Origin of the sequence: Spiroplasma phoeniceum P40 (assembly GCF_003339775.1) — a bacterium.
GTDB classification, from domain to species: domain Bacteria; phylum Bacillota_I; class Bacilli_A; order Mycoplasmatales; family Mycoplasmataceae; genus Spiroplasma; species Spiroplasma phoeniceum.
Genome location: NZ_CP031088.1, coordinates 235,851 through 250,765, shown reverse-complemented (window position 1 = coordinate 250,765; position 14,915 = coordinate 235,851). Strand labels below are relative to the sequence as shown.

Genomic DNA, 14,915 nt, shown 5'->3' with positions numbered 1-14,915 from the left:
TAAAAAATGATGACTAGGAGGAAAAGATGAAGACAACAAAAAAAATTAACATTATTTTATTTGAACCCGAAATTGCACAAAATGTTGGAGCCATTATGCGAACTTGTGTTGCAATTAATGCTAAGTTACATTTAATTGAACCATTTGGATTTATTTTTGATGAACGATTTATTGCTCGTAGTAGTGCAAATTATGTTGAGTTTGCTGATTATGAAACATATAATGATTGAAATCATTTTTCACAATTAAATCCAAATCTTAAATTATATTGTGCAACTCGTTATTCACAACAACCACATAGTGCAATTGATTTTACAAAGGAAGAAAAAGTTTTTATTTTATTTGGGCGTGAATCAACTGGTATTCCAAAAACAATTTTGAAAGAACATTTATCACGAACTTTTCGTATTCCAATGTCAGAAAAAGTCCGTAGTTTAAATGTTGCTAATACAGTTGGGATTGTTGGTTATGAAATTATGCGGCAATGAGATTATCCTGGTTTATCAAAAGTTGAAATTCAAAAAGGGGCTAATTTTTTAAAATAAAAATAACAATGCTTTTTGTGAATTTTTTTCTTACTTTTGAAAAAAAGTTTTTTATAATTTTTTTAGTATTGAGTTATATTGATTGTTTTTAGAAAGGATGATAAAGAATGAATCAAGTAATATTGGTTGGGCAAGTAGAAGGAACTTATGAAATTATTTATGATGAATTATGTAAAATGAAGTGCAACAAATCTTTATTAATTAGATAATATAATAAAAATTACAAAAATCAACCATAAATTTAAAAAAATTAAAAATATTTTAATTTTTCTTTTATTTTATCTATATTTAAACACACTAAAAAATAATTTATTAATTTTAATTAATAAATACATATTTTATTATTTTAATGACATATTTTATAATTTAATATACATTATTAACTACTCAATCAGTTTGTTTTTGAGAGGAAATCATTTTCTAAACTCATCATTTATATTTTCAATTAAAGGTTTTTGACGAGGTTTACCAACATCACAAAAATATACTTGTGTTTCAGCAAATATTTCCATTTCTTGTCATTCACTAAATTCTTTACCTCTATCTGTTATTATTCCTTTTATTTTTCCAATTAAATTATTATTTATAACAATATCTTTAATCTTTTTCTCAACTTCCCTAGCAGTATGATTTTCTAATTTTATTGCAAAATATTTTTTACTTGATTGTTCTACTAAAACTAAACAACTAGATTGATGGTTTTTTCCAACTGTACTATACAATGCTGGATTAAATTTTCATACCTCAAATATTTGACTAAAAAAACTATATACTGTTTCAAAAACCTTACCAACACCACTCGCTAATTCATTAACTTGTTTAACACCAGGAATAGTATTGACAATTCAAATCACCGCATTTTTAATATGAGTTTCAAAATCTCATCAACCTTTAGGAGTTATATATTGCACTTGAAATCATTGCTTATCGGGGAACAAACCACCGCTATTTATTTTTTGTCAGTTATAAATCCCAAAATTAAAATCATAATATCGGTACATATCATTCTCTTTTTGTGCTTGCAATTTAAAAACATTATAACCGATTTTTTGTTCTTCAATTTTTTTATATTGCAAACCATATTTATTTTGTAAATCACCGCCAAAAACATAACCCGAATTTAACTTAATATCATAATTATTAGCAACCGAAAAATCATAATTAAAAACACTACCAGTTTACAGAATAAATTAAATAATTATTATTATTTTTATAATTTTGAAAGAGTTCAATAGTTTAATTAAATAATTTTAAATTATTAAGTTTTTGTATTTAAACTAATTTTTAGTTTGTTTAATTTTATATTTTTTATTTATTTATTTTATGATATTTTTATAATTATAAATAAATATTTTTATTATTTTTATTATTTTCTTGTAATATTTAAAATTTCTGTGGTATAATATATTTTTAAAATCAATAATTGCTTTTTTAACAGCATCAATAGCATTATCAGTACTTAATTTATCATAAAAAACATAATACTTTTTATCAACTGTAAATTTACTTGGTACAAAATATTTAGCATCCATCTGTAATAAACCTATTTCTTCAACTTCATATCTTGGGTGTTGTTTTTTAATTTCTTTAATTTTTCTTTTTGTTTTTAACCATCTTTCATCTTTTTTAAGTCAACGAAAAAATGTTTTCAAATTTTTTGGTGCTTTATTTTTTAATTCTTCTCCATGAATTCCTTTTTTTAAATTATAAAACAAAGAAAAAACACCACCAGCTATTTTTGCGAATATCATAACTATATTGATTATAATATTATTAGGAATTGTTGACTTTAATAATAATTCATTAAAATCATTATTTTTATATGCAATTAAAATAAAAATTTAATTTCACATGAAATTAAACTTAAAAATATGATAACATCTAAGATATATATGACCATGTTTAAATATTACTTGGTAAATGATGATTAGTTATAAAAATTTAAATTAAAGAACATTTATGTTCTTTAATTTAAATTTTGGAAAGGAAAAATGAGAGCAATTGTTTTATTCTTGCTGGCAAGTACATTATTTCCAAATTCAATGACATATTATTATTTTCAAAGCCAAAGTAACAAGTTACAACAAGATAATTATGCAATTAATAATATAAACCTAATGCGAACACAATCTGTTGCCCCAATTTATCCAACTTTTACAAAAACTTTTAATAATGGTTTTTACAATTACCAAGTTCGCCAACAACAATCAGCTGTTAAACGATATGAATATGCGGTTGATATTTCACAATATGCCAACAATAACAATGAATTTTTTAATTATTATAATTCAATTAACATTGACTTTAGTTTAAGTTTTTTTCATCATAGTGATTATAATAATACGATAACCAAAAAGATCCAAAATAAAAGTAGTGCTTACCCAGATAACTATAGTCCTTTTATTGGGCAAGTTAATGCACGTGGAGCAGATAGGGGTTGGAGTACTGATTGAAATGATTTTTTAGCAGTTTATAGTAAAAGTTTTGACGATGATACCAATACTCATGAAGGAATTGCTTGAGATTATCAAGTTAGTGGAAATATGTTTTATTTTTATGTTTATATTGTCGTTGTTGCTGGAGGAAATGACAAACCAACAAGTGTTGGAGCAGGGGTAAACATTAAATCATTAACCTTTAATTCTAGTCATGATGCTAATAAATTAAAAAATAAATTAAATGCTGCCTTAAGTAAGACATTAGATTTTACATCGGATTATTCTGGTAGTTTAACAGATGCTCGTAATATTAAAGATCCAGCGGGTCAGGGTAATGATTTACCAACAAAATTAAATGAAATCATAAGAAAACAACTAGGTAATGAATATAGTAGTTGAGAAAATTTTATTCTACCACCGGCCTTTTCTGATCAAACCCGAAAAGCAACAACTTTAATTAAATTTTGTGACCCAGAAACTGCCCAACAAAAAGTATGAGAATTTTTAACTCCGATTAATATTAGCTTAAGTAGTGGCTATTGAGCAAATGAAATTTCAAAACGATTACATATTATTCCAGGAAAAATTGTCGATAAAAATGATTCAACAAAGGGGATGGTTACTGATGAACCTGAAACATTAGCACCGCCAAATATTGCTGAAAGTTATGGTGGAAAATATCGTTATCATACTTCAGTGGGAATGGAATTTGATGCTTTAAAGCAAGCTGATGATGGGACAATTAATCCGGAATATGTTGAAATTAATGGTCAACCAGTTTCAGTACTAGATAATAAATTTAGTGCAACGTTAGAAGACACCCGCATTAATGGTAAAAATAACCAAAATAATTATTTAATTGATATTTACTATAAGGATAGAACTTATCAAGAACAATATACCGTTGAAATTGTTATTGAAACCCTTGTTCCTAATCTACAATTAAAATGATATGCTTGAGATCCAAATAATAATCCTGATCAAGCCGAACTGGTGAAAAAGACCTTACCAGATGGTAAACCCAATCCAAAATATGACTCGGAAATTAATCCAAACACTGGAACTAAAACACAAATTTTGTGAGTTAAACATAAGTCAGAAGTGCCAACGCCACTTGACCCTTTAAATAAAAATGGAGAAGTAATTGACCCAAAGAAAAATCCACAAGATTATGACTTAGGTTTTATTGCAGAAGGTTCAATTTCCGGGATGGGAGTGAACCAAGTTTTTAATGATGCCAATATTAATTCAGTTTATCGCCGTGCTGTTAATGCTAACAATTTATTAGGGGTTGCGAGTCCTACCAATCGTCAAAAAAACCAACAAATTCAATCTGACCAAACAGGTAACTATTGATCAGATACTGGAATTTGATATTATACTGTAACAATGGCAGATGGAACAACTGCCCAAAAGTATGCGATTATTGGCGCAGAATATCAAAATAAATATCCCCGCTTTCTAGATATTATTAACAATAATCAAGCGGTTGAATTTTGATCAACTCTGCATGGAATGCATTTAAAAAATTATTTAGTTGATATTAAAAAATTAAATACTGAACAAATGTTAGCTTTAAACTATGAACAAGTAGCTAGTTACTGAAAAGAATATGCTAGTGATATTATTGCCCAAAAAGTTCCTCCCGATCCAAATCCAGCAAATTATTATGATATTTCAGGAAATTTCCCAGCAATTAAAATGAATGAAATTGACACAACTAAAATCCGTGCCTTAGTTTTAGCTTATGCTCAAAATTATATTAATCAAAAAGTAAGCGGTGCTGTTTTAGGCAATGACTATGCGGTTGTTACGAAAGATGGGCTTGATATTAGTAGTAACCCAGATGCTTTACAACCATTGCTAGATAACACAACAAGTCCAAAATATCTTGATATTAAAATTAAAGCAAAACCGCTATCATCATTACTAATTGGGGAAGCAAAGGGAAGCATTAAAAATTTAAAAAATTATGACCCCGAAAAAGTAGTTGATTTATCAAAAATTAAGTTTAAAAATGGGAAATATAATTTTGAAGGTTATACTGTTGAAAAATTAAAACAATGAATTGTTGGTAATATTAATAAAGGTTTATATCCAAAATATTCGCAATTAGTTTTTAATCAAGATTATGGCATTTCAATTAATAACATCCCACCCGAGGATGATAACCATAATAATGTTCCTGGATATTTTGATGATATTATTTTTAAAGACTTTTTAGATAATACAACACAAACAAAGAAAATAACTATTTTTTTATATGCCAATAATGCTAGTGATTTAACAACCGGAATGACATCATTTAGTCTTGAAAATGATGTTAATGCAATTGTTCCTCCAGATATTCCTCCAGGACCAATTGATCCAATTGATCCTAATAAACCAATTATTCCGGAAGATAATTCAAATAATGGTTCTGATAAAAGATACTTGCGATGATTATTACCAGTTATTATTATTCCAATTATTGGAATAATAATTGGTGGAGTATGATTTTACTTTCGATTTAAAAAAAGAATCCGCTAGAAGTATTGGGATAACAGAAAAATAATTGTTAATTTAATTTAAATTTGGAATTAATTTGATAAAAGCATTATCGTGCTTTTTTTATGTATTATTAATATAGTATTTTTCTTTTTCGTAAACCGACATTATATTTACGCCATTTATATAATGTTTTAATATTTAAGTTCAGAACTTTTCCTTTAATTTTAATAAATTAGTCCAAAATGTTATTGGAATTCACAAATATTGCCAATTAAAATCTTGCTTTTCTCGTTGATGTAAGGTACCATATATATTTAAGATCACTAAGGTGGTTTTTATCGTTAAAAAGGTATTTTAAGCAAAGGAGTATTTAATATATGGAAAAAATTAATAATATTGTTAAACAAATAGAACAAGTAAAACAAATCTGTGGTGATGATTTCAAAAAATGACCTAACAAAATGGCACATGAGACATTAAAAATGGTTTATGAAGAATTAAAAGAGGCCCAAAAATGGAAAATATAACAAACAACGAAACAATATTAAAACTAAATAATAATAAAATTTGAATATTAAAAAATAATATTAAAACTTTAACTAAAAGTGGACGGTTTTGATTTAAAATAATAATTGGTTTTTTACCAATTATTTCAATTATTGTTTTTACTAGTGTTAGTTTATCATTGACATTATGGTCTAAACATCATGGAATATTTCCCAAAAGTTGAGTACCAAAGTATGAAACAAAATTAGCAGAGTTACAAAGTTGATCAGATATTAGTATTAGTTTTATGGTTATTTTTCGAAACCTAACCTTATATACCTCATATTCAACATTGCTTTTTTCTGCTTTCTTCCTTAATTCTGCGTTTAATACGTTAAAAGAAGGAAAAGGGCGATATGATAATAGTAAAGTAGGATTATTAACAATGGTAGTTATTTGCTTTACGTTATTCTTTTATAATCTTTCTTTACCAATTACTGGTGATTTTAAAAGTTGATTACCAATTCAATGAATGAGTATGTTTTTGCAACATTCTTTAATTCCTCTATTAGGTGTGATTTATTATTTTGTTTTTTATCAACATCATGATTTAAGTTATAACAAAATAACTATGTTACGTTGATGAGGTTATAGTTTAGCAACAATTTTAGGTTATTTCTTGGTGTTTACTATTTTTGGTTATATTTTAAAAGTAACTCATAGTTGAAAACCATGACCAGATATGTCATTATCGGGTTATTTCCCATATGATTTTATGGAATTTACAAATCCAAAAGCTAGTTATACAAATGGTAAAGTTCCGATGGCTGTCCAAACAATTGTTGTTTACACAACCTTTGCCCTAATTATTAGTGGCTGTTACTTTGGATTCTATTTTGCACAAAATAAAATTAGTAGTAAACAAACAAACCAGTTACAAAAACAATTAAATTTAGCAAAATAAAAAGTAGTTTGAAACTACTTTTACCTTTTTATACTTTTTACTAGTTTATTTATTTTGATAATAAATCATGCTTATTAGGTAATGATTCTGAATTTGTCAGTGTTTTTTCTGTTGGATTATTGTCTTTTTTCAATAATTCTGGACGGCAATTTTTGTAACTTAATTTGACATGTTTTTTAACGGGGTCAAAATCAAGAACTTCTACTTCAACATTGTCACCAACATTAACAAATTATCGAATATCTCGAACAAAGAAATCAGAAAATTTACTAATATGAATTAAACCAGCTGAGTCTTTTAAATCACAAAAAGCACCGAACGGCGTGATATTTGTTATTTTAACAATAACCTTGCTTTTTTATAATACATAATATTTTTTTCTCTTTTTCATAACATTATTATATTATTAAAATGCTAAAAATTATTTGCTATTTTAAAAATTTTGTTAAATTTTTTAAATTATCAAAAATTATCATTTTAAACAGTTCCTAACAATATTATTAATTAGTTTAGAGAATAAAATATGATAAAATAAAACGAGAAAGGAACGATAATCATGGCAAATAAAGTATTAGTAATTTATGGAACGGTTAGTACTAATGAAAAATCATATTCAAAAGCTTTAGCAGCTCGTTTTCTTAAATATTATCAAGCAGCAAATGCAAACGATGAAATTATTCTTTTAGATTTAAACGAAACCCAAATGGCTCTTAAAACACTTACGCGTGATAATTTTGGCACTTATTTTAATTCAGAGGATGCTGATGTTTATATTAATCAATTAAAAGAAGTGCAAAAAGTTATTGTTGTATGTCCAATGAACAACTTTAATGTTTCTGGCTTAATGAAAAATTACTTAGATCATGTGTTAGTTGCAGAAAAAACATTTTCATATAAATATGCAAAAAAAGGTGATGCAATAGGGTTATTACCACATTTAAAAGTACAAATTTTAACAACTCAAGGAGCTCCTTTTGGTTGATATCCATGGGGAAATCACACCGAATATTTAAAAGGAACATGAGAATTTGTTGGTGCTACTGTTAATAAACCAATTCTTGTTGCAGGAACGAAAGTTGCTCCAACCAATGCCCTAAGTCCAGATGAGTTAATTGACCAATATGATGAAGAAATTCAAAAAGTTGTTAAAACATTTTAAGAAATAATAATTAAAAATAATATTGAAAGAAAATTGCAATGAAAAGAATCGAATTTATTAATAATTTAAAAGTTATTGCTAAATGAATATGCAGATTTTAAAGCAGAATTAGATGAAAAATATAAAATATACCAAGAGGTTATCTCAAATGATAATAATCTAAAAGAAATAATAAACTTAGAAGAACTATCAGACATTAAAAATTTTTATAATGAATTATTTAATGAGGTAGTTTTACAATATTTTCACAATGATAAAAAGAAAATATTGTAAATGGACCAGAAATTATTGATGTCGCACAGAAAACTTTAAGTAATTTAAAAAGTAAACTAAATACTTTTGAATTAAAAGCAAATGCAGGACTAGAAGTTGGTAACCCTTAATCTGAAACTGATAGCAAAAATGAAAACATATTACAAACAGGTAATTCAATCTTTTATACAGGGGTAATAAAACACGTCCCAAATGTAGTACCTAAACCAGCAAGATTAGAAAAATTAACTAAAGAACAAACGATAAAAATTTATAAAGAACATATTGCAACACAGCAAGAACAAAACCAAGAAATTGAAAATGAAAGATAAAAAGAGCAAAGTGCTCTTTTTATTTGTTTAAATTTAATTAAAAACTAAATTTAAAAACTGCTAGTTTATACTAGCAGTAGTGTAAATAATAAATCTGGGCCTTGTCTGTGATAATAAACTAATAACTTATTGTGTTCAAACAGAAGTTATAATTTGAGGAACTACTCCAATTAAGTTAATACCAACACCATTACCCTGATCATATGATGGAATATTTCAGACATATCATTGTGCAATTAATAATGCAGTAACAATTCCAGCGACAGTTGCAATTTCTGGGATTGTGCTTAATAAGGCTGCAATAACTCCGCCAACTGATACTAAATCATTTTGAACTTTGGTTAATAAAGCATGATTTAAGTATAAGTGTTAGTAAACAAAATAATAATCACATTCATTAATCCAATCTTTTAAATTTTTAATATTTGTTAGATTAATATTTGATTTATTATTTTGATAAAATTGTTGATATGTTATTCATAGTTTTTCCTCGGTTTTATATTATGTGCAGTTTTATTGTATGTATTATTGATAAATGTTGTATTCGATAATAATAATGCCGGGGTAGTTGCCAACGCAATTGTTCCAACACCAACTAAGATATTCTTATAACCAAACATTATTAATCATCTCCTGCAAAAATATCTATATTGACGCCGTAAATATTATTTACACTTTCATTATATTCTTCTCATTTTATGGCACAATTAATTTAGTGATAATTATTAAAATATCAATTTTTTTCCCATTTTTAAGCTTAAAATTGTAAATAATTTGCTTTTTAAAAATATTTATTTTTTTAAAAAAAGTAATATATTTTTTTAAAAAATAAGTTATAATTAATTGCTAAATTATAAGTGAAAGTATAAATATTAAATTTGAAATATTAGTGTAGTATACCACAGACATTTTAAAGATTAAAAATATTTATTTATAATTATAAAAATATCATAAAATAAATAAATAAAAAATATAAAATTAAACAAACTAAAAATTAGTTTAAATACAAAAACTTAATAATTTAAAATTATTTAATTAAACTATTCAAAAAGTTAAATGGTGTCTGAAAATTTAAAGACTTATGAACTCTTTCAAAATTATAAAAATAATAATAATCATTTAATTTATTCTGTAAACTAACAACATTTAATATTTTTTCTTCAAATACAAATAATTTAGTATAATTTTGATGAAATCTTTCAATCTTACCGCTTGACTGTGGAGAACGAACCGGTGTTGTCTGATGAAAAATATTTTTATCTGTTAAAAATTGAGTAAAATTAGTTTCTTTAACAGTATTTTTTGATTATTCCGATAATTATTAATAAATTCAGAACCGTTATCAGTTCTATTCCGTATTATTCTAATACCAAATATATTTTTAAAATCACTAATTGCTTTTTTAACAGCAGCAATAGCATTATCTTTTTTTCATCAATAAAATCATAAACATAATACTTTTATCAACTGAAAATTCACTTGGTGCAAAATATTTAGCGTCCATCTTTAATAAACCTATTTCTTTAACTTCATATCTTGGATGTTTTTTTTAATTTCTTTAATTTTATTTTTTTATTTTTAATCATCTTTCATCTTTTTTAAGTCAACGAAAAAATGTTTTTAAATTTTTTGGTGCTTTATTTTTTAATTCTTCTCCATGAATTCCTTTTTTTAAATTATAAAACAAAGATAAAACACCACCAGTACACTTATTACAATATTCAAAATATAAATCACAAATATTTTTGCGAATATGATTACTATATTGATAATTAATATTATGTGGTAACGTTGATTTTAATAATAATTCATCAAAATCATTATTTTTATATGCAATTAAAATTTTATTCGCTCAATAATAAAAAGTTGAAAATTTATTTTTAAAATATTTTTTAATTAAATCTTTCAATAAAAATTTACCACTTGTAAATCAAAAAAATTAAAATCATAATATCGGTACATATCATTCTCTTTTTGTGCTTGCAATTTAAAAACATTATAACCGATTTTTTGTGTAGAAACCACATACATTTTGTATTTTTGGTTTTTACAGTTTTGAACCAAAAATTTTTATAATATTTTTAATTGAGGAGTTGAAATTATGCAAACAAAGCAATATTTTATTTTGCGGTCCCTAGTTATAACATTGTTAATAATCAGTGTTTATTAAAATTAAAAAAAATTATATAAACATTATTTATAACATTGTTTATTAAATAAATATTTAGTTAGGAGACTATATTATGGATATGAAATTTAAAACAACTAAGTAATATAAAAAAATAAAGAGAGATTTTATTTTTTTCAATTTGTGTTTTGGTTTTTGTTATTTTTTAATTTTCATTTGTTCTGGTTTTTCTATTGTTGTTATAATTTGGTCTTTAAATGTAGGAGATATTATTTATATTTTAATTTCCTTTTTCTGTTTAATAGCTTCTGTTTCCTTTTTATCATTATTGATTATAGGTCATATAATACAAGTTAAGGAATTTAGAGTTACAGTATTTAAGAAGTAATTATTACCGTTAGAAATTATTAATAATGGAGTATTAGGAAAAGGCACAATTTTAAGACCAGTAAGACGAGGAGATGATAAAATTGAGTAATTTTGTTAAGAAAAATCAGAATATAGAAAATTATTTTATTAGTAAGGAATTTATCCCTTTTACAACAGAAAAAGCAAGTTTTATAAATTTGCCTAATCATAATCGCCATATTGGTTTTTGGTTGAGTAATAAGTTTATTTATTCGAGTAAAAAACATTCGGAACAAGTAGCAATCGGTTTGATTTATGATAATTCTTACCCTATTGTAAAATATGATGAAAATTTAAAGCGAAATATTTGAAAATATTTAACTGGAACAGAATTAATCAATTTATATAATCAATATAAACAAAATTATTTTACTAAAATGAAAAAAGCTTTATTTTTAAGTGAACCTAAAAAAGTAAAAGCAAATAATAACAATAATAATTTAACAAATTGAAGTGTTGAAAAAGAACAAGAATTAATTAATGATTTAGAAAGTTTAAATTAAATGAGTTTATATGATTATTGAGTTCAATTTGTTAGTTATATTATTGGTGCAAATGCCCCTGAGTTTTTATATGTTATATCGTTTGTGTTATTTATTGTTTTGTTTTTTGGAATGTTTTTTAAACTTATTCAAAAAATGTGGAGTTTTTAAAAATGCAAAATGATTGACAAGAATTCAAAGAGTTTTTTATTTATATCTTTTTGTTTATAGATAAGGCGAATGTTGAAAGTATTACAATGTGGAATTTAACGCAAAATGAATATTTAACTTTGATGGTTGGTGTTTGAATTGTGATTTTGTTTTTAACTTGGTTTTTCTTGTGAATGGTTTTTAAAATAGTTGGGTATTTTAAATAATGAAAAAATTTATATTTTTCTTTAAAAATTGTTGTTATATTAGTGGTTCAATGCTTTTGTTTAGTTTAATTGATTTATTACTTTGGATAATTTCTTTGTATTGTGTTGGTTTAGTATTTTGAATATTATTTGCTTTGCAATGTGTATATTTTGTGTGATGATTGTGAAAAAATATTTTTTATCAGGTTAAATGCTTTTCGGTTAGTGAATTTTGTTTGAGATAATCCGTTATCGGTAATTATTGGTAAGTTAGGAACTGGTAAAACATTACTTTTAACTTATTTGTCGCAAACTATGAAATTATTGACAGATGAAATTTATAGTAATTATCCGTTAGAAGATGATAAAGTTAAAGTTTTAACATTTAAAAATTTAGATTTTACCGATAGAACAAAACCGGTTCCCCCAGATGATAGTGTTATTTTATTTGATGAAAGTTATTTGTATATTGATGGAACTAGTCCTCACGATGAGAAAAAAAGTTCATAGTGGTAAAATACCGTGAATTGTTTTAGCGAGACATTTTGGTAATCGTGCGTTGTTTACTGCTCAGCGTGAGGGTATGATTTGAAATAATATTCGCCAGTTAGCAAGTGGAATTATTATTCCAATTTCATTGAAAAAACCCGTTGCTAAAAAAGGATTTAATTTTTTTAATCGTTTCTTTATTATGCGAATGGGAATTTTTCAAGATATAACGGATTATGAAATTTGAAAAACAAAATCAGTAGAACGAACAGCAGAAGGTAAAAGAGTAAAACATAAGTCGGATGTTGGGTTAGGAATTCAGTTTTTTAAAATAATTATTCCCCTTGAATTCGCTAATAAGTATGATAGTCAATGGTTAAAGTTTGTGCGTGATTTAAAGAATGATGAAATTGTTAATAAAAAAGAATATTATTGGTCAGAAATCACAAAATTAAGTGTTAAAGAACGATTGGAGTTATTTGATATTGATATTTTGAAAAAGAATTTAAAACCTAAAAAAGAGAAAGGAAATAGTAAAGATGATTAATTTATTAGTTGAAAATAATAATAGTAATTGAGACAAGATTTTTAGTTTTTTTTTTGATATATTTTTGTTTATTTTTGATGTAATTTGAAATACAAAATTACCGATGACAAATACGTCAATTGCTTATTTTTTAATCTTTTTTATGGTTATTAAGTTATCGATTTATGCAATTCACGGTATTTTACCACTATGAACTTTTTTCTCATCGTGAGGACTAGTTCCATCAATATACAAATAACTTTCATCAAATAAAATAACACTATCATCTGGGGGAACCGGTTTTTGTTCTATCGGTAAAATCTAAATTTTTAAATGTTAAAACTTTAACTTTATCATCTTCTAACGGATAATTACTATAAATTTCATCTGTCAATAATTTCATAGTTTGCGACAAATAAGTTAAAAGTAATGTTTTACCAGTTCCTAACTTACCAATAATTACCGATAACGGATTATCTCAAACAAAATTCACTAACCGAAAAGCATTTAACCTGATAAAAAATATTTTTTCACAATCATCACACAAAATATACACATTGCAAAGCAAATAATATTCAAAATACTAAACCAACACAATACAAAGAAATTATCCAAAGTAATAAATCAATTAAACTAAACAAAAGCATTGAACCACTAATATAACAACAATTTTTAAAGAAAAATATAAATTTTTTCATTATTTAAAATACCCAACTATTTTAAAAACCATTCACAAGAAAAACCAAGTTAAAAACAAAATCACAATTCAAACACCAACCATTAAAGTTAAATATTCATTTTGCGTTAAATTCCACATTGTAATACTTTCAACATTCGTTTTATCTATAAACAAAAAGACATGAATGAAAAACTCTTTTAATTTAATTCAATCATTTTGCATTTTTAAAAACTCCACATTTTTTGAATAAGTTTAAAAAACATTCCAAAAAACAAAACAATAAATAACACAAACGATATAACATATAAAAACTCAGGGGCATTTGCACCAATAATATAACTAACAAATTGAACTCAATAATCATATAAACTCATTTAATTTAAACTTTCTAAATCATTAATTAATTCTTGTTCTTTTTCAACACTTCAATTTGTTAAATTATTATTGTTATTATTTGCTTTTACTTTTTTAGGTTCACTTAAAAATAAAGCTTTTTTCATTTTAGTAAAATAATTTTGTTTATATTGATTATATAAATTGATTAATTCTGTTCCAGTTAAATATTTTCAAATATTTCGCTTTAAATTTTCATCATATTTTACAATAGGGTAAGAATTATCATAAATCAAACCGATTGCTAATGGCGATTATGATTAGGCAAATTTATAAAACTTGCTTTTTCTGTTGTAAAAGGGATAAATTCCTTACTAATAAAATAATTTTCTATATTCTGATTTTTCTTAACAAAATTACTCAATTTTATCATCTCCTCGTCTTACTGGTCTTAAAATTGTGCCTTTTCCTAATACTCCATTATTAATAATTTCTAACGGTAATAATTGCTTCTTAAATACTGTAACTCTAAATTCCTTAACTTGTATTATATGACCTATAATCAATAATGATAAAAAGGAAACAGAAGCTATTAAACAGAAAAAGGAAATTAAAATATAAATAATATCTCCTACATTTAAAGACCAAATTATAACAACAATAGAAAAACCAGAACAAATGAAAATTAAAAAATAACAAAAACCAAAACACAAATTGAAAAAAATAAAATCTCTCTTTATTTTTTTATATTACTTAGTTGTTTTAAATTTCATATCCATAATATAGTCTCCTAACTAAATATTTGTTTAATAAACAATGTTATAAATAATGTTTATATAATGTTTATT

Annotated in this window: 15 protein-coding genes and 7 pseudogenes; 10 read left to right on the top strand and 12 right to left on the bottom strand. The window is 24.7% G+C overall.

All coding sequences use genetic code 4. The features are described from left to right. The first annotated feature begins 26 nt into the window (after positions 1–26). The gene (locus tag SDAV_RS01660) at positions 27–545 is read left to right on the top strand and encodes a tRNA (cytidine(34)-2'-O)-methyltransferase (protein WP_114564292.1); all 519 of its coding nucleotides are present in this window, start codon (positions 27–29) and stop codon (positions 543–545) included. Positions 546–964: 419 nt separating this feature from the next. Here the strand turns inward: SDAV_RS01660 and SDAV_RS11720 are convergent. From SDAV_RS11720 to SDAV_RS01650, 3 genes and pseudogenes are all read right to left on the bottom strand, one after another. Further along, positions 965–1,261 (bottom strand): annotated as a pseudogene (locus SDAV_RS11720) (DDE-type integrase/transposase/recombinase); the annotation flags it as partial. Then, positions 1,253–1,720 (bottom strand): annotated as a pseudogene (locus SDAV_RS01655) (spiroplasma phage ORF1-like family protein); the annotation flags it as partial. The pseudogenes SDAV_RS01655 and SDAV_RS11720, both read right to left, overlap by 9 nt. A 141-nt stretch (positions 1,721–1,861) precedes the next feature. Next, entirely contained in the window at positions 1,862–2,296 is a 435-nt protein-coding gene (locus tag SDAV_RS01650; RefSeq protein WP_222611564.1) for a hypothetical protein, read from the bottom strand. 240 nt (positions 2,297–2,536) lie between these two features. Here SDAV_RS01650 and SDAV_RS01645 point away from each other — a divergent pair, with 240 nt between their 5' ends. From SDAV_RS01645 to SDAV_RS01640, 3 genes are all read left to right on the top strand, one after another. Next, the gene (locus SDAV_RS01645; RefSeq protein WP_114564291.1) at positions 2,537–5,512 is read left to right on the top strand and encodes an Mbov_0399 family ICE element protein; all 2,976 of its coding nucleotides are present in this window, start codon (positions 2,537–2,539) and stop codon (positions 5,510–5,512) included. A 338-nt stretch (positions 5,513–5,850) separates the two neighbouring features. After that, a complete protein-coding gene (locus SDAV_RS11715; protein WP_186823433.1) occupies positions 5,851–6,000 on the top strand; it encodes a hypothetical protein in 150 nt (49 codons plus the stop codon). Then, positions 5,988–6,923: a hypothetical protein gene (locus SDAV_RS01640; protein WP_114564290.1), complete on the top strand. Its 936-nt coding sequence runs from the start codon at positions 5,988–5,990 to the stop codon at positions 6,921–6,923. Before SDAV_RS11715 ends, SDAV_RS01640 begins: the two co-directional genes overlap by 13 nt. Before the next feature lie 232 nt (positions 6,924–7,155). On the opposite strand, the gene SDAV_RS14255 is transcribed toward SDAV_RS01640, so the two are convergent. Continuing rightward, complete coding sequence (locus tag SDAV_RS14255) at positions 7,156–7,260, bottom strand: hypothetical protein (RefSeq protein ID WP_334199345.1); 105 nt, start codon at positions 7,258–7,260, stop codon at positions 7,156–7,158. A 219-nt stretch (positions 7,261–7,479) separates the two neighbouring features. Between SDAV_RS14255 and SDAV_RS01630 the strand changes: the two genes are divergently transcribed. Continuing rightward, complete coding sequence (locus SDAV_RS01630) at positions 7,480–8,082, top strand: FMN-dependent NADH-azoreductase (RefSeq protein ID WP_114564289.1); 603 nt, start codon at positions 7,480–7,482, stop codon at positions 8,080–8,082. A gap of 75 nt (positions 8,083–8,157) precedes the next feature. After that, positions 8,158–8,355 (top strand): hypothetical protein, encoded by a 198-nt coding sequence (locus SDAV_RS12825; RefSeq protein WP_245938450.1) that lies wholly within the window; start codon positions 8,158–8,160, stop codon positions 8,353–8,355. A gap of 1,338 nt (positions 8,356–9,693) precedes the next feature. Here SDAV_RS12825 and SDAV_RS14570 read toward each other — a convergent pair. From SDAV_RS14570 to SDAV_RS12510, 4 genes and pseudogenes are all read right to left on the bottom strand, one after another. After that, entirely contained in the window at positions 9,694–9,918 is a 225-nt protein-coding gene (locus SDAV_RS14570; protein WP_408641551.1) for an integrase core domain-containing protein, read from the bottom strand. A gap of 11 nt (positions 9,919–9,929) precedes the next feature. After that, positions 9,930–10,133 (bottom strand): hypothetical protein, encoded by a 204-nt coding sequence (locus SDAV_RS12520; protein WP_222611562.1) that lies wholly within the window; start codon positions 10,131–10,133, stop codon positions 9,930–9,932. A 97-nt stretch (positions 10,134–10,230) separates the two neighbouring features. After that, complete coding sequence (locus SDAV_RS12515) at positions 10,231–10,575, bottom strand: hypothetical protein (RefSeq protein ID WP_222611561.1); 345 nt, start codon at positions 10,573–10,575, stop codon at positions 10,231–10,233. Positions 10,576–10,580: 5 nt separating this feature from the next. Next, a pseudogene (locus SDAV_RS12510) lies at positions 10,581–10,706 on the bottom strand (spiroplasma phage ORF1-like family protein); the annotation flags it as partial. A gap of 549 nt (positions 10,707–11,255) precedes the next feature. Between SDAV_RS12510 and SDAV_RS01605 the strand changes: the two are divergent. From SDAV_RS01605 to SDAV_RS01585, 4 genes and pseudogenes are all read left to right on the top strand, one after another. Then, positions 11,256–11,705 (top strand): DUF3627 domain-containing protein, encoded by a 450-nt coding sequence (locus tag SDAV_RS01605; RefSeq protein ID WP_114564287.1) that lies wholly within the window; start codon positions 11,256–11,258, stop codon positions 11,703–11,705. Between the two features lie 152 nt (positions 11,706–11,857). After that, on the top strand, positions 11,858–12,061 hold the full coding sequence (locus SDAV_RS01595; RefSeq protein ID WP_114564286.1) for a DUF2649 domain-containing protein: 204 nt from the start codon (positions 11,858–11,860) through the stop codon (positions 12,059–12,061). After that, a pseudogene (locus SDAV_RS14250) lies at positions 12,061–13,076 on the top strand (hypothetical protein). The gene SDAV_RS01595 and the pseudogene SDAV_RS14250 overlap by 1 nt, the downstream one beginning before the upstream one ends. Then, positions 13,069–13,254: pseudogene (locus SDAV_RS01585) on the top strand (hypothetical protein); the annotation flags it as partial. The pseudogenes SDAV_RS14250 and SDAV_RS01585, both read left to right, overlap by 8 nt. Here SDAV_RS01585 and SDAV_RS14245 read toward each other — a convergent pair. The 4 genes and pseudogenes from SDAV_RS14245 to SDAV_RS12805 all read right to left on the bottom strand — a co-directional run. After that, positions 13,245–13,753 (bottom strand): annotated as a pseudogene (locus SDAV_RS14245) (hypothetical protein); the annotation flags it as partial. The pseudogenes SDAV_RS01585 and SDAV_RS14245 overlap by 10 nt on opposite strands. After that, positions 13,753–13,956, bottom strand: coding sequence for a DUF2649 domain-containing protein (locus tag SDAV_RS01575; protein WP_071937469.1), 204 nt, complete (start codon positions 13,954–13,956; stop codon positions 13,753–13,755). The pseudogene SDAV_RS14245 and the gene SDAV_RS01575, both read right to left, overlap by 1 nt. Positions 13,957–14,108: 152 nt before the next feature. Further along, positions 14,109–14,500, bottom strand: a pseudogene (locus tag SDAV_RS01570) (DUF3627 domain-containing protein). Further along, a complete protein-coding gene (locus SDAV_RS12805) occupies positions 14,484–14,633 on the bottom strand; it encodes a hypothetical protein (RefSeq protein ID WP_245938446.1) in 150 nt (49 codons plus the stop codon). Before SDAV_RS12805 ends, SDAV_RS01570 begins: the two are co-directional and overlap by 17 nt. Between the last annotated feature and the right edge of the window lie 282 nt (positions 14,634–14,915).